The organism is Roseovarius sp. Pro17 (assembly GCF_035599575.1).
GTDB lineage: Bacteria > Pseudomonadota > Alphaproteobacteria > Rhodobacterales > Rhodobacteraceae > Roseovarius.
Map to the genome: position 1 here is coordinate 3,723,951 of NZ_CP141179.1, position 16,855 is coordinate 3,740,805.

General features: G+C 61.5%; 19 protein-coding genes. 12 read left to right on the forward strand and 7 right to left on the reverse strand.

All coding sequences use genetic code 11. The features are described 5' to 3' along the window. Positions 1-7 precede the first annotated feature (7 nt). A complete protein-coding gene (gene regB / locus U3654_RS17995; RefSeq protein WP_324752903.1) occupies positions 8-1,444 on the reverse strand; it encodes a sensor histidine kinase RegB in 1,437 nt (478 codons plus the stop codon). Between the two features lie 52 nt (positions 1,445-1,496). On the opposite strand from regB, the gene U3654_RS18000 reads away from it, so the two are divergent. Next, positions 1,497-2,120, forward strand: a complete 624-nt coding sequence (locus tag U3654_RS18000; RefSeq protein ID WP_324752904.1) for an SCO family protein — start codon at positions 1,497-1,499, stop codon at positions 2,118-2,120. A gap of 80 nt (positions 2,121-2,200) precedes the next feature. After that, entirely contained in the window at positions 2,201-2,752 is a 552-nt protein-coding gene (locus tag U3654_RS18005; protein WP_324752905.1) for an ActR/PrrA/RegA family redox response regulator transcription factor, read from the forward strand. 88 nt (positions 2,753-2,840) lie between these two features. On the opposite strand, the gene U3654_RS18010 is transcribed toward U3654_RS18005, so the two are convergent. After that, entirely contained in the window at positions 2,841-4,067 is a 1,227-nt protein-coding gene (locus U3654_RS18010; protein ID WP_324752906.1) for an argininosuccinate synthase, read from the reverse strand. Between the two features lie 128 nt (positions 4,068-4,195). Between U3654_RS18010 and U3654_RS18015 the strand changes: the two genes are divergently transcribed. Together U3654_RS18015 and ilvA are read left to right on the forward strand one after the other, a co-directional pair. After that, positions 4,196-4,942, forward strand: a complete 747-nt coding sequence (locus U3654_RS18015; protein WP_324752907.1) for a hypothetical protein — start codon at positions 4,196-4,198, stop codon at positions 4,940-4,942. A 58-nt stretch (positions 4,943-5,000) separates the two neighbouring features. Continuing rightward, positions 5,001-6,239, forward strand: a complete 1,239-nt coding sequence (ilvA, locus tag U3654_RS18020; RefSeq protein ID WP_324752908.1) for a threonine ammonia-lyase IlvA — start codon at positions 5,001-5,003, stop codon at positions 6,237-6,239. A gap of 10 nt (positions 6,240-6,249) precedes the next feature. On the opposite strand, the gene U3654_RS18025 is transcribed toward ilvA, so the two are convergent. Beyond that, positions 6,250-6,582 (reverse strand): Hpt domain-containing protein, encoded by a 333-nt coding sequence (locus tag U3654_RS18025; protein WP_324752909.1) that lies wholly within the window; start codon positions 6,580-6,582, stop codon positions 6,250-6,252. 154 nt (positions 6,583-6,736) lie between these two features. Here U3654_RS18025 and U3654_RS18030 point away from each other — a divergent pair, with 154 nt between their 5' ends. Beyond that, a complete protein-coding gene (locus U3654_RS18030) occupies positions 6,737-8,020 on the forward strand; it encodes a fused response regulator/phosphatase (protein WP_324755325.1) in 1,284 nt (427 codons plus the stop codon). Here U3654_RS18030 and U3654_RS18035 read toward each other — a convergent pair. Then, entirely contained in the window at positions 7,995-8,438 is a 444-nt protein-coding gene (locus U3654_RS18035) for an NUDIX hydrolase (RefSeq protein ID WP_324752910.1), read from the reverse strand. The genes U3654_RS18030 and U3654_RS18035 overlap by 26 nt on opposite strands. An 82-nt stretch (positions 8,439-8,520) precedes the next feature. Between U3654_RS18035 and U3654_RS18040 the strand changes: the two genes are divergently transcribed. The 5 genes from U3654_RS18040 (at position 8,521) to U3654_RS18060 (ending at position 13,075) form a co-directional block, all read left to right on the forward strand. After that, the gene (locus U3654_RS18040) at positions 8,521-9,531 is read left to right on the forward strand and encodes an Hsp33 family molecular chaperone HslO (RefSeq protein WP_324752911.1); all 1,011 of its coding nucleotides are present in this window, start codon (positions 8,521-8,523) and stop codon (positions 9,529-9,531) included. Then, a complete protein-coding gene (locus U3654_RS18045; protein ID WP_324752912.1) occupies positions 9,528-10,133 on the forward strand; it encodes a CoA pyrophosphatase in 606 nt (201 codons plus the stop codon). Before U3654_RS18040 ends, U3654_RS18045 begins: the two co-directional genes overlap by 4 nt. Further along, on the forward strand, positions 10,130-11,284 hold the full coding sequence (locus U3654_RS18050; RefSeq protein ID WP_324752913.1) for a CCA tRNA nucleotidyltransferase: 1,155 nt from the start codon (positions 10,130-10,132) through the stop codon (positions 11,282-11,284). The genes U3654_RS18045 and U3654_RS18050 overlap by 4 nt, the downstream gene beginning before the upstream one ends. Further along, positions 11,281-12,495 carry a class I SAM-dependent RNA methyltransferase gene (locus tag U3654_RS18055; protein WP_324752914.1) on the forward strand — a complete coding sequence of 405 codons (1,215 nt, stop codon included), beginning with the start codon at positions 11,281-11,283 and terminating at the stop codon, positions 12,493-12,495. Before U3654_RS18050 ends, U3654_RS18055 begins: the two co-directional genes overlap by 4 nt. A gap of 82 nt (positions 12,496-12,577) precedes the next feature. Next, positions 12,578-13,075, forward strand: coding sequence for a L,D-transpeptidase family protein (locus U3654_RS18060; protein ID WP_324752915.1), 498 nt, complete (start codon positions 12,578-12,580; stop codon positions 13,073-13,075). Positions 13,076-13,189: 114 nt separating this feature from the next. Here the strand turns inward: U3654_RS18060 and U3654_RS18065 are convergent, their stop codons facing one another. Beyond that, positions 13,190-13,708: a CAP domain-containing protein gene (locus U3654_RS18065; protein WP_324752916.1), complete on the reverse strand. Its 519-nt coding sequence runs from the start codon at positions 13,706-13,708 to the stop codon at positions 13,190-13,192. 172 nt (positions 13,709-13,880) lie between these two features. Between U3654_RS18065 and U3654_RS18070 the strand changes: the two genes are divergently transcribed. Further along, positions 13,881-14,474, forward strand: a complete 594-nt coding sequence (locus U3654_RS18070) for a L,D-transpeptidase (protein WP_324752917.1) — start codon at positions 13,881-13,883, stop codon at positions 14,472-14,474. 144 nt (positions 14,475-14,618) lie between these two features. Further along, complete coding sequence (locus U3654_RS18075; RefSeq protein WP_324752918.1) at positions 14,619-14,807, forward strand: hypothetical protein; 189 nt, start codon at positions 14,619-14,621, stop codon at positions 14,805-14,807. A gap of 71 nt (positions 14,808-14,878) precedes the next feature. On the opposite strand, the gene hemH is transcribed toward U3654_RS18075, so the two are convergent. Both hemH and U3654_RS18085 read right to left on the reverse strand, forming a co-directional pair. Beyond that, positions 14,879-15,940 carry a ferrochelatase gene (gene hemH / locus U3654_RS18080; RefSeq protein WP_324752919.1) on the reverse strand — a complete coding sequence of 354 codons (1,062 nt, stop codon included), beginning with the start codon at positions 15,938-15,940 and terminating at the stop codon, positions 14,879-14,881. 70 nt (positions 15,941-16,010) lie between these two features. After that, the gene (locus U3654_RS18085; RefSeq protein ID WP_324752920.1) at positions 16,011-16,826 is read right to left on the reverse strand and encodes a methyltransferase domain-containing protein; all 816 of its coding nucleotides are present in this window, start codon (positions 16,824-16,826) and stop codon (positions 16,011-16,013) included. Positions 16,827-16,855 lie beyond the last annotated feature (29 nt).

A 16,855-nucleotide genomic window follows, 5' to 3' on the forward strand; every position in this document is an offset into this window, starting at 1 on the left:
CACTTTGTCAGGGATTAATGGGCATGTTTTGCCCCATCCCACCGCCCGTCCTGCCGCTTTCGATCTCGAGGGCGGCGCGGGGCCAGACCACTTCGACCACCGCGCCTGACCGCTCACGCCTGACCGAATCGCCTCGAAAGCTGTCTGACCCATTGGCAAAACTCAGATCGGCACCTGACCTTTCGAGTAGGGTTTTGGCTATGAACAGGCCAAGGCCCATGCCGTCATATCCCGGACGGCGCATCGTGCCGCTTGGCCCGCGTGCATGGCGCAGAATCTGCGGATCGCCGATCCGGCCCAGCAGCTGCACGGGAAAGCCGGGCCCGTCATCCATGATGCGCAAAGTGATTGCTGTGGTGGACCAGCGCGCCTCGATCCAGACGCGATCATCGGCGAAATCGACGGCGTTCTGGATCAGATTGCGTAACCCATGAATCACCTCGGGGCGGCGCAGAATCACCGGTGGAGCATGGCCAGCATCACCCACCGGAGCATGATCAAATAACAGCGTTTTGCCACGCTCGGCATGTGGCTCGCCCGCCTCTTCGACGACGGCGGTCAACGGGGCAGTGCGCAGGTGAAGATCGTCCTTACCGGCGCGCCCCATTGACCGCAGGATATCGCGGCAGCGGTCGGCCTGTTGGTTGATCAGCAGCGCATCGCCCTGCGCATCGCTGCCCTCGGGTAGATCGCCCGCCAGCTCGGAACTGGTCAGCTTGATCGTCGCCAGGGGCGTACCCAGTTCATGCGCGGCGGCGGCGATGACACCACCCAGATCGGTCAGCTTCTGCTCGCGCGCGAGGGCCATCTGCGTGGCTTGCAATGCGCCTGACATGGCGCGCATTTCGGTGACGATCCAACGCGAATAGACCCCCAGAAACACGATGCCGATAACAATTGCGACCCACATGCCAAAGAGAAAGATCGCCGGCATCTGCATGACAAAGCCCGCATCACTGCGCAAATCGAGGTGAAACCTTGCCAGAGCAGTCACGATCAAGATCGCCGTCATCCCCAGAAACAGGGTCGAACGCGACGACAGCGACGACGCTGACACGATCACCGGCCCGACGATCAGCACCGAAAATGGATTGTTCAGACCGCCAGTCAGATAAAGCAGCAATCCCAGTTGCAAGAGGTCGAACAGCACAACGGCGAGGTTCTCGGTCTCGTTCAGGCGCTTGGTCGCGGGAAACACCAGCGAGGCGACCAGGTTGCTGACAATGGACGCGCCGATGACCAGATAGCAAAGACCTGTCTCGACCTCGATGCCCAAAGCGCGCTCGGCCACGATCAGCGCCGAGATCTGCCCGACGATTGCCCACCAGCGCAGCAGGATCAGTGTGCGCAGACGAATCCAAGCGCCGCGCCCCTGCGGTGCGACCGGTATCTGCGCCCCCGCGCCGATCTGCGATAATTCGTCCTGTTGTGTGCGGTATGGCATGGGATAGATGTGGCACAACGACATTCACTTGCCCAGCCAGAAGGATTTTCCAATGACGCGTATCTTAGCCATTGCTGCCGGGGTGGCGCTGATTGCCGTGCTGGGCGGTATCTACCTGATCACTGCACAGAGCAGCGGCGGCGATTTTGCGCAGTGTCGCAGTACGGCAGTTGCTGGTGGTGGCGACATCGGTGGCGATTTCACGCTGGTCGACGAGACCGGACAGACCGTGACCAGCGCCGAAGTGCTGGACCAGCCCGCGCTGATCTATTTCGGCTACACGTTCTGCCCAGATGTCTGCCCGCTGGACCTGGTGCGTAACGCAGAGGCGACCGAGATTCTCGAAGAGCGTGGCATGATCGTGAAGCCGGTCTTTATCTCGATCGATCCGCAGCGCGACACACCCGAGGTCGTCGCAGAATACACCGATGCCATGCACCCGAGGATGCTGGGCCTCACCGGCTCGCCCGAGCAGGTCAAGGCGGCGAGTCAGGCTTATCGCACCTTCTACAAGGCACATGAACCAGCGGAAGGCGAAGAGGAATATTACCTCGTCGATCACTCGACCTTCACTTATCTGACATTGCCCGGCCACGGCTTTGTCGAGTTCTTTCGTCGTGATCTGGGCGGTGAGCAGATGGCCGACAAGGTCGCATGTTTTCTGGACGCCAGCTGACGGGCATGCCAAAGTTTGACGCGAGCATGGGCGCGGACTACCTCTGTTGAGCATGACAATGACGAAACGGAGGGATCGTGATGGCCGACACCGAGCTGGATCTGGGCGACGACCCTTCGCTGCTCTTGGTCGACGATGACGAGGCTTTCGTGCGCCGCCTTGCCAAGGCGATGGAAAAACGCGGCTTTGACGTGGTGACCGCGATGTCCGTCGCCGAGGGCCGCGCTGCCGCCGAGGCACGGCCTCCGGCCTATGCCGTCTGCGATCTACGGCTCGAGGATGGTAACGGTCTTGACGTGGTCGAAGTCATCCGTGCGCGGCGTCCCGAAAGCAGGGTTGTCGTGCTGACAGGCTACGGCGCAATTGCCACAGCCGTCGCGGCGGTCAAGATCGGCGCGACCGATTATTTGTCCAAGCCAGCCGATGCGACCGATATCACCAATGCGCTGATGGCGACCGGGGACGATCTGCCGCCGCCACCTGAAAATCCGATGAGCGCCGATCGCGTGCGCTGGGAACATATCCAACGCGTCTATGAGCTGTGCGATCGCAATGTGTCTGAAACCGCGCGACGGCTGAGTATGCACCGCCGGACATTGCAGCGGATACTTGCAAAGAGGTCACCGCGTTAGGACTGCCGTGCGACTGATTTTGCCGTGCTATTGAGTATTTTTAGAACGGTGAAAGGGCAGGGTTGCGCCTGCCCAATCCCATTGCGATTTAACCCTTCAGGCGACGATCCCGTGCCGCCAACAGCTTGAGCCGCAGCGCGTTCAGCTGGATGAAACCTGCCGCGTCCTTCTGATCGTAGGCGCCCGCATCATCCTCAAACGTCACATGCGCCTCAGAATAAAGCGAGTGATCGGACCAGCGGCCAACCGTGCGCGCGCTGCCTTTGTAAAGCTTAAGCCGAACGGTGCCGGTGACATGCGTTTGGCTGGCGTCGATGGCGGCCTGCAGCATCGTGCGCTCGGGTGAGTACCAAAAACCGTTGTAGATCAGCTCGGCGTATTGGGGCATCAGCTGGTCCTTGAGGTGCATCGCGCCGCGATCCATCGTGATGCTCTCGATCGCGCGGTGCGCCTCCAGCAGAATTGTGCCACCGGGCGTCTCGTAGATGCCGCGCGATTTCATACCAACAAAGCGACCCTCGACGAGGTCCAGACGGCCCACACCGTGTTTGCCGCCCAGCTCGTTCAGCTTGGTCAGGACGGTTGCGGGGCTCATCGCCTCGCCATTTACGCTGACAGCATCGCCGCGCTCGAACCCGACTTCGACGAATTCCGCCTCGTTCGGCGCGTCCTCTGGGTTAACGGTGCGCTGATAAACGTAATCGGGGGCCATTTCCGCCGGATCTTCCAGCACCTTGCCCTCGGACGAGGTATGCAAGAGGTTCGCATCGACGCTGAACGGCGCCTCACCGCGCTTGTCCTTGGCGATTGGGATCTGATTTTTTTCAGCGAAATCCAGCAGCTTGGTGCGGCTGGTCAGATCCCACTCGCGCCACGGCGCGATAACCTTGATGTCGGGATTCAGGGCATATGCCGCCAGTTCGAACCGCACCTGATCATTTCCTTTGCCAGTCGCACCATGCGCGACGGCATCGGCGCCGACCTCTTCTGCGATTTCAACCAGACGCTTGGAAATCAGGGGGCGCGCGATGGACGTGCCAAGCAGATACAGACCCTCATAGACGGCGTTGGCGCGGAACATGGGAAACACGAAGTCGCGCACGAACTCTTCGCGCACATCCTCGATATGGATGTTCTCGGGCCTGATCCCGAGGGCGATCGCTTTTTGCCGCGCCGGCTCCAGCTCTTCGCCCTGGCCCAGATCGGCGGTAAAGGTTACGACCTCGCAACCATATTCGGTTTGCAGCCATTTCAGGATGATCGAGGTGTCGAGGCCGCCGGAATAGGCCAGCACGACTTTTTTGGGCGCGGACATGAGACATGTTCCTTTGTCAGGGTCGGGCGGGGCTTAGCGGGTTTTGCATTGGCAGGCAAGGCGCTGGGGGTTGCGCGTGGCGGTGCGCCGTGCTGAATGGCCCGGCTTGAGAAAAAGGATATGTCAGCATGCAGGGCTGGAAGATTTTCGTACATGCGCTGAGCATGGTCGTGCGCAATTGGCGTGAAGCGCTGCGCATCGCGCTGTTGCCCACCGCCCTCGGGGCCGTGGCCTTTGTGGTGGTCGGGGTTGCGCTGCCACAGTCGCATTCGGCGAGTGGCGAGGTGGCGGCGCGCGGGCCCATGATCCTAGCCGGGCTGATTTCAGTCCTGATCTGGGTGCTTGCAATGGCCTGGATGCTGGTCAATTGGCACCGCTTCATCCTGTTGTCCGAATATCCTTCCGGATGGCTGCCGCCGCTGCGCCGGGACGCCATCGGCGCCTATCTGTGGCGGCTGGTGCAAATGATACTGATGGTCATCGTGGCTTTGATTCCGTTTGTCGTGCTTATGGTGATACTGGGCGGATTGACCGGCGTGTTGCAGATGATCTGGGTCGGCCTGATGGCCTACGGGTTTTACCGGATCTCACCAATTTTGCCGGCAGCGGCGGTTGGCGAGACGCTGGGGATCCGGGCCGCGTGGGATGCTACCCGGCCCGGTGCAGGGGCCATCGTGATCATCATCATCCTCTCGATGGTCGTAACCAAACTGGCCAGCGTGATTGACGTTCTGCTGACAGGATCTATCCCCGTCCTCGGGGCCATCCTGTCGATCATGCTGACGGCGGCGCTGGGCCTGCTAAACGCCAGTATCCTCACGACGATCTATGGTTATTACATTGACGGTCGCCCGCTGGGTGACGCAAGTGACTGATCGGGCGCAGGCGGCGTGCCTCTTGCACAGCCCGTTCGCTTGAGGCAGGCATATCGGCATGAGTGATTTTCAGCAAAAGGCCCAAGCCGCCGAGGCAGCCATGCGCCCGGTCTTCGACGCAACACCGCTTCAGCGGAATGAGCATCTGTCCGAGCGCTACGACGCTAACATATTGCTCAAGCGGGAGGATCTGACGCCCGTGCGCTCTTACAAGCTGCGCGGCGCGTTCAATGCCATGCGCAAGGTTCTGGCGCGTGGCGGTGATGCGCCGACATTCGTCTGCGCGAGCGCTGGAAATCACGCGCAGGGCGTTGCATTCATGTGCCGGCATTTCGGAGTCGAGGGCGTGATTTACATGCCCGTCACGACCCCTCAGCAAAAAATCGGCAAGACACGCATCTTTGGCGGCGACAACGTGCGGATCGAACTGACGGGCGATTATTTTGACGTGACGCTGGCGGCCGCGCAGGACTATTGCGCGCAAACTGGCGGGCACTTCCTGTCGCCTTTCGACGACGAGGACGTGATCGAAGGCCAAGCATCGGTCATGGTCGAGATCGAGCGTGATCTGGGCGGGATGCCCGACCATATCGTCATGCCTGTCGGCGGCGGCGGCCTATCGGCAGGTGTAACCAGCTACATTGGTGATCGCGCGGAAATCACCTTGGTCGAGCCTCAGGGTGGTGCCAGCCTGCAAGCGGCGCTGATGGCGGGCGCGCCCGTCCGGCTGGATTACGTGAACAACTTTGCTGACGGCGCGGCAGTCGCGCAGATCGGAGCGCTTACCTTTCGGCGGCTCAGCCATCTGGACCCCGGTCAGGCTGTGACTGTCAACGAGGATCGCCTTTGCACCACGATGATCGAGATGCTGAACATCGAGGGCATCGTGCTGGAGCCCGCAGGCGCGCTGGCTGTCGATGCGCTGAAGGACATGAGGAACCGCATCCGCGGCAAGACTGTGGTCTGTGTCACTTCCGGCGGCAATTTTGATTTCGAGCGCCTGCCCGAGGTAAAGGAGCGCGCGCAACGCCATTCAGGCGTCAAGAAATACTTTATCCTTCGCATGCCCCAGCGCCCTGGTGCGTTGAAGGATTTTCTCAATCTGCTTGGCCCCGACGATGATATCGCCCGGTTTGAATATCTCAAGAAATCGGCACGTAACTTCGGCTCGGTCCTGATCGGGATAGAGACCAGCCGAGAAGAGAATTTCGTGCGCCTGCTGGCCGCCTTCACCGCCGCCGGTTTTGATTATCGTGACATTACGGACGACCGGGTGCTGGCCGAATTCCTCATCTGAGCGCTGCACGTCACGATTTATCCAGTCGGGACAATCCCGCCATGAACTCGGTTTTCGAGTCATCAAAGCTGGCCAATGTCGCGGGCAGGTCCACGCGCTGGGCCTGACCGGCTGCCGCTGCGCTCTCGCCGTTTTGGCACAAGGTTGAAAACGCGCGAAATCCTAGGTTCAGCGCGCTACCCTTCAGGAAATGCAGCCGCGATTCCAGTGCATCCTCAGCGCATCCCTCACGCAGAAGCGCGATTTCGCCCTCCACCTCTTCCAAGAACAGCTCGACCACGTCGCCGAAATCCTCGGCACCGATTTCATCGCGAAGCTCGGCGATCCTTTTCCAGTCGATCATGCATCCTCCTTCCGGTTGCGTTGACCGTGAATGAAAGCCCTTAAGGGCGCGTTACCGACCAACATTTTGTGCAGTCTGGATCGCGTTCACTGACTGTTAATCCGGCCCGGCTAAGACTGGGGTATTGAACGCAAAGGGAAAAATTTTGTCCCATCTGACCGATCCACATATTGAGTCATCAATCGACTCAGCTAATCGGCCCGCGCGGGCGATTCAGCGCGTTCTGGTGGTCGATGACAGCCGGCTGCAACGACGCATTCTGACCGCATCCCTGAAAAAATGGGGTTTTGCAGTGACGGAGGCCGAATCAGGTGATCAGGCGCTCGAAATTTGCCGCGACACGCCTCCGGATCTGGTGCTGAGCGACTGGATGATGCCGGGTATGTCAGGTGTTGAATTTTGCGCTGAATTCAGACGCATGTCGCGCGATAACTACGGCTATTTTATCCTGCTTACGTCGAAGTCCGACAAGGCCGAGATTGCCCATGGCCTCGATGTTGGCGCCGATGATTTCCTGACCAAACCGGTCGATCCCGGCGAATTGCGCGCGCGTATAACCGCAGGAGAGCGCATTCTCGAGATGGAGCGCGAACTGACCGAAAAGAATCGCCTCGTGAATTCCACTTTGGACAAGCTGCAGACGCTCTATGCATCGCTCGACGCGGATTTGATCGAGGCCAAGAAGTTGCAGCAATCGCTGGTCAGAGACAGGCACCGCGACTATGGCACGGCCGAAGTGTCGATGCTGCTGCGTTCGTCCGGGCATGTGGGTGGCGATCTGGTCGGGATGTTTCCCGTCAGCGATACGCGGATCGGGCTTTACGGTATTGACGTGTCGGGACACGGAGTTAGCTCGGCTCTGATGACGGCGCGGCTGGCCGGATACCTTTCGGGCGCCGCGCCCGAACAGAACGTCGCGCTAGAGCGGCTGCCGGACGGCGGCTATGCGCCGCGCCGACCGGGACAGACCATCGCTGCGCTGAACGATCTTTTCCTCAGCGAGCTCGAAACCGAGCATTATTTTACCCTGCTGCTGGCTGATGTCGATCTGGCCACCGGGCGCGTCGTGATGGCGCAAGCGGGGCATCCCTATCCGGCGGTCCAAAGGGCAGATGGCAGCGTTGAGATGGTCGGCGAGGGCGGACTGCCCGTGGGGCTGATTCCCGGCGCGGAATATCAAGAGTTCGAGGTGCAGTTGCGGCCGGGGGACCGGCTGATGATCCATTCGGACGGAGTGACGGAATGTGCGGCACCCGACGGTACGCTGTTGGACGACGAGGGACTCGCGCGCATTTTGCAAGGGTTGCGCGGCGCGCGCGCCATGTCCTGCCTCGAATCACTGATCTGGAAGCTGGCCGATTTCGCCGGCGACGATACTTTCGCGGACGATGTCTCGGCCATCCTGCTCGAGATCAAGCCAATCCGGCCCAGCGGCTGACAAACATGCGATCCCCCTCATTGCCCAGCTCGGCGGCGGCGACGCGGGGATCAACGATCAGCGGCGTATGGCCCGCTTCGGTCGGCGCGCAGATCGGGCGTACCGGCTGCGCGATGTAGATTGTGCACAGCTTTTCGGCCCACATGTCATATTCGGGCATATAGACGAAGCGGCGAAATGCACCCAAACGGCGCGGCGCGGCGATGGTCCAGCCGGTTTCCTCGATCACCTCGCGATAGAGCGCGCGCAAAGGTGATTCGCCCGGATCGATCCCGCCGCCCGGCAGCTGCAATTCAGGCTGCGGTTCGTGCTGCAATGTCACCAGTAGGCCACCCGTCGCCGGCAGAATCGCATAGACGCCATGGCGCATCTGATAGGATTGTCCCCGGTGCGGCGGCTGGCCTACGCGTCTAATCATCTGGCTTGCTCCTCTTGGACGCCGGGTTGCCCCTGCCTATATCTTCGCGATATGCCAATCTCCGGCACATAAGGAAACCCCAATGAACTTTGGTGAAAAAATCGCTTGGGACGATACGGTCCTGCCGTTCCAGCTGGATAAATCAGACATTCGGGGACGCGTAGCGCGTTTGGACGGCGTGCTGGGCGGCATCCTCAAGCAGCACGACTACCCCTTGGTCGTCGAAGCGTTGGTAGCCGAGATGGCCTTGTTGACGGCCCTGATTGGCCAGACGATCAAGCTGCGTTGGAAGCTGTCCCTGCAAGTGCAATCGAATGGCCCGGTGCGTATGATCGCCACGGACTACTATGGCCCACAAAAGGACGGTGAGCCCGCGCGCATTCGTGCCTATGCCAGCTATGACGCCGAGCGTCTGACCGATGCCAGCCCCTTTGAGCAGGTCGGCGAGGGGTATTTCGCCATCATGATCGACCAGGGCAAGGGCACCGCGCCCTATCAGGGTATCACCCCGCTGGCCGGTGGTAGCCTGCGCGCGTGCGCCGAGGCGTATTTTGCCCAGTCCGAACAGATACCGACGCGATTTGCGCTGAATTTCGGTCGGTCTACCGAAGGGGATACGGGCGAGCATTGGCGCGCTGGCGGCATTATGCTGCAACATATGCCCAAGGCCTCCCCCTTTGCAGCCACGCCAGAAGGCGGCAGTGGTGAGGGTGGCCTTTTGCAGCCCGACGATGTCGCGCCCGACGGCGAAGAAGGCGAGAACTGGAACCGCGCGAACATCCTGCTGGATACTGTTGACGCGCTCGAGCTGATTGGGCCAAGCGTCGCGCCGACCGACCTGCTCTTGCGGCTGTTTCATGAGGAAGGACCGCGCGTATACGACGCACAGCCTATCCGTTTCGGCTGCACCTGTTCGAAGGATCGCGTGCGCCAGAGCCTGTCGATCTACTCGGCCAAGGATATCGCGACGATGACCACGGATGATGGTCGCGTCACGGCGGATTGCCAGTTCTGCGGCTCGCATTACGATCTGGACCCGGCCACGCTGGGTTTCGACTCTGATCAGGGCGCAGGCGGCGACGACACGGCATGAGCGCGACGGATCCCATCGCGCAACTCGCCAAGGCGCTGGGCAGGACCGGCGCGGCGACGTCGGATTTCGACCTGAACCCCGGCACGATACTGCCCGAGGGGCGCAAACTGCGTCCTGCGGGGGTGCTGGTGCCCCTGATGATGACGCCCGGCGGCGCCCGGGTGATGCTGACGCAGCGCTCGTCGGTGCTAAAGCAGCACCCTGGCCAGATCGCGTTTCCAGGGGGTAAGCAGGATGAGGGTGACGCGGATGTCACTGCCGCCGCCCTGCGCGAAGCGCAAGAAGAGATCGGACTGGACCCCGCCAATGTCGAAGTGCTTGGCCATCTGCCTATGCACGAGACGGTGACGGGCTACGCGGTGACGCCGGTTGTGGGGCGCGTCCTTACGCCCTTCTCGCCCATTCCTGAGGCGGGCGAGGTGGCCGAAGTGTTCGATGTGCCGCTGGAACATGTGCTGATGCGCAGCCACTACCGGGTCGAGGAGCGGTACTGGCGCGGCACAATGCGGCGCTACTACACCGTGCCGTTCGGCTCCTACTACATCTGGGGCGCCACCGCGCGGATGCTGCGATCGATGGCCGAGGCGGCGGAAGGCCCATGAGGATCGACGCGCCATGGCTGACGGACGCTCCGCTGACGGCGATCTTTGCTGCGTTCGAGGCGGCAGGGCATCACGCCTATCTGGTGGGCGGTGCGGTGCGCAACGCTGTACTCGGCGAGGCGATTGGTGATCTGGACCTCGCCACCGATGCGACGCCAGACCAGATGACAGAACTGGCACGTGCCGCCGGAATCAAGGCGATACCCACGGGCGTAGATCATGGCACCATGACGCTGGTCGCGCACGGAGTGCCGTTCGAGATCACGAGTTTTCGCCGCGATGTCGAAACGCATGGCCGCCGCGCCACCGTCGCCTTTACCGGCGAGATGGAAGGCGATGCACGCCGCCGTGATTTCACGATGAACGCCCTCTATGCGGCCTCGGATGGCAAAGTGATCGACCCGCTGGGCGGACTGCCCGACGCGCTGGCGCGGCGCGTGCGCTTTATCGAGGATGCGCATAGGCGGATCGAAGAGGATTACCTGCGCATCCTTCGGTTCTTTCGTTTTCATGCGCAATATGGCGGGGATGGCGGAATTGACGCCGACGGGCTGGCCGCCGTCGCGGATAATTTGGACGGTCTGGATGGCCTGGCGCGCGAGCGTGTCGGGTCCGAAATGCGACGGATGCTGGCCGCGCCCGATCCCGGCCCGGCGGTCGCGGCGATGGCGCAGGTCGGCGCACTGGCGCGCGTGTTGCCGGGCGCGGATCACCGCGCGCTGGCGCCGCTGGTGCATCTGGAGGGGGAGGTTGCAGCCCCGCCTGATGCCATAAGGCGCCTTGCCGCACTTGGCGGTGAGGATGTACGCGACCGCCTGCGGTTAAGCAATGCTCACGCCGCGCGGCTTGACCTCTTGCGTCGGGAGGTCGGCAGCATGACCGACGCAGGCGTGCTGGGCTACCTTCATGGTGCGGACGCCGCGCATGATATTCTACTGCTGCGCGCCGCCTTGCTAGAGCAGCCGTTGGACAAGGCGGCGCTGGAGGCGGCGACCGAGGGCGCAGAGGCCGTCCTACCCATCGCGGCGGCCGACCTCATGCCGGAATTCCAAGGAGCCGCCCTTGGCGGCAGGCTGAAAATGCTGGAAGAGCGGTGGATTGCTTCGGGCTTTGCCCTTACCAAGGGCGATCTGCTGAAAGAGGGTAAATGAGCTATCTGATTGAACGTCTGGGCCATCAGGGTGACGGCATTGCTGCTGGGCCGGTCTTTGCCCCCATGACATTGCCGGGCGAGCAAGTGACAGGCACGCTGGACGGCCAGCGCCTGACCGATATACGCATCCAGACGCCCAGCGACATACGGGTCGCGCCGCCCTGCCGCCATTTCAAGGCCTGCGGCGGGTGCCAGTTGCAGCACGCGAATGACGCTTTTGTCGCTGCGTGGAAGGAGGACGTCGTGCGAGCTGCATTAGCCGCGCATGGGCTGGAAACCACATTTCTGCCCATCGCCACGTCGCCTGCGCAGGCGCGGCGGCGAGCGACGCTGTCGGCGCGTCGGACGAAAAAAGGTGCGATGGCAGGCTTTCACGGGCGCGCGTCGGACGTGATCGTCGAGATACCGGACTGCCAATTGCTGCACCCGGATCTGATGAAATCAATTCCGGTGGCCGAGGCGTTGGCGCTGCATACGGCCAGCCGCAAGGGCGCGCTGGACGTGGCGGTGTGCCTGACGCGCGGCGGCCTCGACGTGCTTGTCACCGGCGGCAAGCCGCTGGATGGGCCGTTGCGCGTGATGCTGGCGCAATTGGCCGAAACCCATGACCTCGCACGTCTTGCATGGGAAGGGGAGGTGATTGCGATGCGCCGCCCGCCCGTCCAGCGCTTTGGCATAGTCGAGGTGATGCCGCCGCCCGGCGCATTCCTGCAAGCGACGGCTGAGGGTGAGGCGGCGTTGCTGGCGGATGTGCGGGAGGCGATGACTGGTGCGGCGCGTATTGTCGATCTGTTCGCCGGATGCGGCACGTTTGCATTGCCGCTATCCGAAACTGCACGCGTTCATGCCGTCGAAGGTGATTCGGCAATGACCAAATCGCTGGATGCCGGGTGGCGCAAGGCGGCCGGTTTGAAACAGGTGAGCGTCGAGGCGCGCGACCTCTATCGCAGGCCACTGCTGCCGGACGAGCTGGCGCGTTACGACGGCGCGGTCATCGACCCGCCCCGCGCGGGGGCTGAAGCACAGGTCGCACAGTTGATCACGGCAGGTGTCCCGCGCCTTGCCTATGTATCATGCAATCCCGTCACATTTGCGCGCGACGCCGCGGCGTTGATCGCCGGTGGCTATCAACTCGATGCGCTGCGGGTGGTCGATCAGTTCCGATGGTCCAGCCATGTCGAACTGGCGGCCCGCTTCACGCTGGCGTGAGCGCTATCATGTGAAATTTCCCTATCTCATTGCGCCCGTTTCGGGTTATAAAAGCGAAAAAAGAGCAAATCGAGTAGGGCACATGAAAGTACTAAAGTTTCTGGCAATCGCGCTGTTGGTTGTGGGTCTGTCGGCCTGCGGTTCGAAGTTCAAGACCTACAAGGGTCCTGAGGTCACACACGTCGTGCTGGTGAAATCCGAGCGCAAGATGTATCTGCTGCACCACGACAAGGTGCTTGAAGATTACGACTTTGATCTGGGATTCATGCCCGCCGGTCACAAGTCCGAGGAAGGCGACGGGCGCACGCCCGAGGGCACTTACCTGATTGACCGGCGCAATCCGAACAGCAAGTTCCATCTGTCGATTGGCATTTCCTACCCCAACGCCTTTGATCGGGCGCAGGCACATTTGCGCGAAAAGAGCCCGGGTGGCGATATCTTTATCCATGGTCAGCCGAATGGCTTTAAGGGCAAGAACGGGCGGGATTGGACCGCCGGATGCATTGCGGTCACCAACAAGGAGATCGAATGGATCTATGCCATGGTGAGGGACGGAACACCCATCACGCTCTATCCGTGATGGTGCGTCTGGCGTCAGGCCGGGTATGAGTATTTACGGAACAATGAAAGCGCCGGGGCGGAGCATATCCATCCCGGCGCTTTTTCGTTTCATCAATAGTGCCGGGTGGGTGCCTTAGCGACCCATCACCAGCGTCCACCAGATCTTGCCGTTGCTTTCCTGAAGCCAGGAAAAGCCCATGTTGCTTGCCTTGGGTGACAGGATCACGTTGCGTGTGCCGGGCTCTTCCATCCAAGCGGACAGGGTCTCAAGCTCGGTCTCGTAGGTTTCCGAGATCGCCTCGCCGACGAGGCCGCCGGAATAACCGACGCGCTCTATCCGGTCGATCGGCGACGAGCCGTCCGAGCCGAAATGCCAAGGTCGGTTTTGCACCGACATGTCGCGTGAATGGGTCGCGGCAGCGGCATTGAGCTGTGCGTTCAGTTGAACGGCTTGGCGGCCAGCGGCGCCACGCAGCGCGTTCACAGAATCGAGCATGCGGTATTGGATCGCCGACGAATCGCCCCGTCCGATACGATAGACTTTTGGTAGCGGCTTGCCGTCGGCGCCGATTTGCGGCTGGGCCGGAGGTGGCGGGGCGCAAGCACTGAGGGCGAGAAGGGCGGAGACGAGAAGAACCAGAATGCGCGTCATGGGCAGGGACCATCCAGAATGATTGTTTCGCCAATCCCTACAGTGCCGGGCGTTGCGATTCAAACCCACATGATCGGAAGTTTGGCAGAGGCAATAGTTTGAATTGCGACTGCGACTTTCGCGCCATATGGTTGATTTCATCACATGCAACCCGGCCCCCGTGGAGGCAAACATGACACATTCTCCCCTCAAGTCACTGAACAGACGTGGCTTTATCGCTGGTGCCGCTGCCGTAATCGGCGCGCCTGCGCTGGCGCAGAACGTCGGCACTATCGAGATGGAGCGCGAAATTACCCAAAGCCAGCGCCGCAACATCTCGAGTTTTCGCTCGCTGACCTGGCAGCCTTACTTCAAGTCTCTCAGAAACGGAGCTGTGCTGGTCGACATCGATTCGCGTGCCCTGCATTTCTGGAGCGCGGATGGCAGAACCTACAAGCTATATCCGTCGTCGATTCCCCTGTCCGAGGATTTGACCCGCCGCGGGCGCACCAGCGTGACGCGCAAGGTCGCTGGCCCCAGCTGGAGCCCGACGGCAAATATGCTTAGGCGTAACCCCGATTGGCCCAAATACGTGCCGCCCGGCCCCGACAATCCACTGGGCACCCATGCGCTGTATCTGGGGTGGAAGTATTACCGCATCCACGGCACCCACGATACGCGCAAGATCGGGCGAAAGTCGTCGAGTGGCTGTATCGGGCTTTATAATCGGCATATCGCCGAGCTATTCAGCCTCACCAGAGTGGGCACACAAGTGTTGCTAATTTGACGATATTTCGGTGCCTCATGGTCAAAGTCGACCCAGTTGCAATTGCAACAACGTAAATTTGCGCGTTAGTGAATTGACATGAGGTAATCGTCTTGGGTGCTTGCTGCCGTGATGTGCGGTACTGGCTAATTTCTGGAGAATACAATGAAGAAACTCGTTCTCGCCGCTGCACTGTCCGCCGCTGCAACCGCTGGCTATGCTGGCAACATGCAGCCCCCGGTCATGGAAGCACCGGTCATCGTCGAAGATACCAATGCAAGCTCGTCGTCCGCTGGCGTCTGGGTTCCGCTGGTTCTGCTGGCAATCGTCGCAGCTGTCATCATAGCCGACTAAGCTACGCCATTTTTTCGCATTGAAAGGCGCTGGACCTCTGGGTTCAGCGCCTTTTTCGTTGCGTCAACGCCTTAGCTGACCCAGCCCTGCAAATTCTCGCGAATCACTTGGGTCAGCGCGTCAATATGCGCCGGGCTGTCATTCAGGCAGGGGATATAGGTGAATTCCTCACCGCCCGCCTCTTCAAAGCTTTCGCGGATCTCTTCGTTGATCTCTTCCAGCGTTTCTATGCAGTCGGCGGAAAAGGCCGGCGCGACCACGGCGATGCGCCGCTTGCCCTCTTCCTTGGCGAGGCGTGCGACCTCCTTGACGGTGTAGGGCTTCAGCCATTCCTCCGGGCCGAACACGGATTGGAACGTGGTCGTGATCTGGGCGGCATCCCAGCCCAGTCGCTCCTTCAGCAGGCGCGTCGTTTTCTGGCATTGGCAATGGTAGGGATCGCCCTGCGTGAGGTAGCGCTGGGGCATCCCGTGATAGGATACCACGAGGATTTCGGGCGTTGCGGTGCCAGCATACGCCGCCTCGATCGAGCAGGCGAGCGCGTCGATATAGTCCGGATGATCGAAATAGGGCTGTATCGTGCGCGCGGCGGGCTGGCGCGTTTCCTTCATCAGGGCGCGAAAGAACTCGTCGTTTGCCGTGCCGGATGTGGCACCTGCGTATTGCGGATAGAGCGGGAAAAACAGGATGCGGGTGCAGCCTGCCTCGGTCATCTCGCGCACCTTGGTTTGGGTCGAAGGATTGCCATAGCGCATGCAGAAATCGACCATGACATCATCGCCGTGTTCCTCGGTCAGCGTTCTGCGTAGGGCATCCGTCTGGTCGCGGGTGATCGTCATGAGGGGGCTTTCATCCCGCTCTTCGTTCCAGATGGATTTGTAGGCCTTGCCGCTGGTAAAGGGCCGCTTGCTTAGAATGACCAGTTGCAGCAGAGGCTGCCATTTCCATGGGGCGTAGTCGATGACGCGGCGGTCGGACAGGAATTCGCTCAGATAGCGGCGCATCGACCAATAATCGGTCGCATCAGGCGTGCCGAGATTGGCCAGCAGGATGCCGGTTTTCTGCGGCGGAATCGCCGGGTGATCCTTGGGCGCGTGAACGGGGCAGGTGGCACCCTTGGTCGGCTGTGTCATGGGGTCTTTCCTTTGTCCTGCGCCGGGGAGGGGCGGCTTGCCTTCGGACATAAGCGAAATGGGCCGGGGGTCAATCGGGCAGCGGCGTCTCGTCAGTGTTCAGCGCGTCGGCCAGTCGCGTCCTCGCCGAGCCGGGGCGCAGCGGTTGCGGTTGCGAGGCGTCGGGCGACCAGCCGGTGAGAAAGATCAGATCGTAGGTGGCCTCAATCCGGCCATCCGGGCCCGTGAAATGCTCGGTATAGATTTGCGACGCTCGCTCAAAAACCGCGCGCCGCGCAAAATGGCGCGGTCGGGTCTGCATCGCGTTACCCTCGCCCATGGCGCGCAGATCGTGCATCAGGGCGCGCATATCGGCGTAACTGGCGGTCAGAGGCGCACTGTCCACGACCGGCAGGGTCATGCCCGCACGTTGCAAGAGGCCGCCCAGATCACGCACTTCGCCCGTCGGCGCAACGCGGGGCGAAAGACCCCCGGTCACCTCGGCCTCGGCCTGCGCGAGGCTGGCGCGCAACTGGTGCAGCGTGGTGCCACCCGGCATAATGCCGAGGAACAGGCCATCGGGCCTCAGGGCCCGGCGCGATTGGATCAGCTGGCCGACCGGATCGTTGGCCCAATGCAGCGACAATGCGTGGATCACCAGATCATGCGCGCCGGGCGTCAGCGCCAGCGTGTCGTCATCCGCCACGACCACCGCATCTGGAAAGGCCGCGCGCCACGGTTCGGGCCAGCCAGTGACGATGCCGGGCGCGGTAAATGGTTTGTTAACCATCGAGAGGCGATCATGCACTTCGTCAATTGCGGCGTCGTGAAGGAACAACGCGGGCGCAGCGGCGGCGCGGTCGCGCTGGCGCATCAATGCGGCGCGGTCCGTCAGGGCTGCTGTCATAGGGGGATCGCCTTGCTCATGCGGGGAAC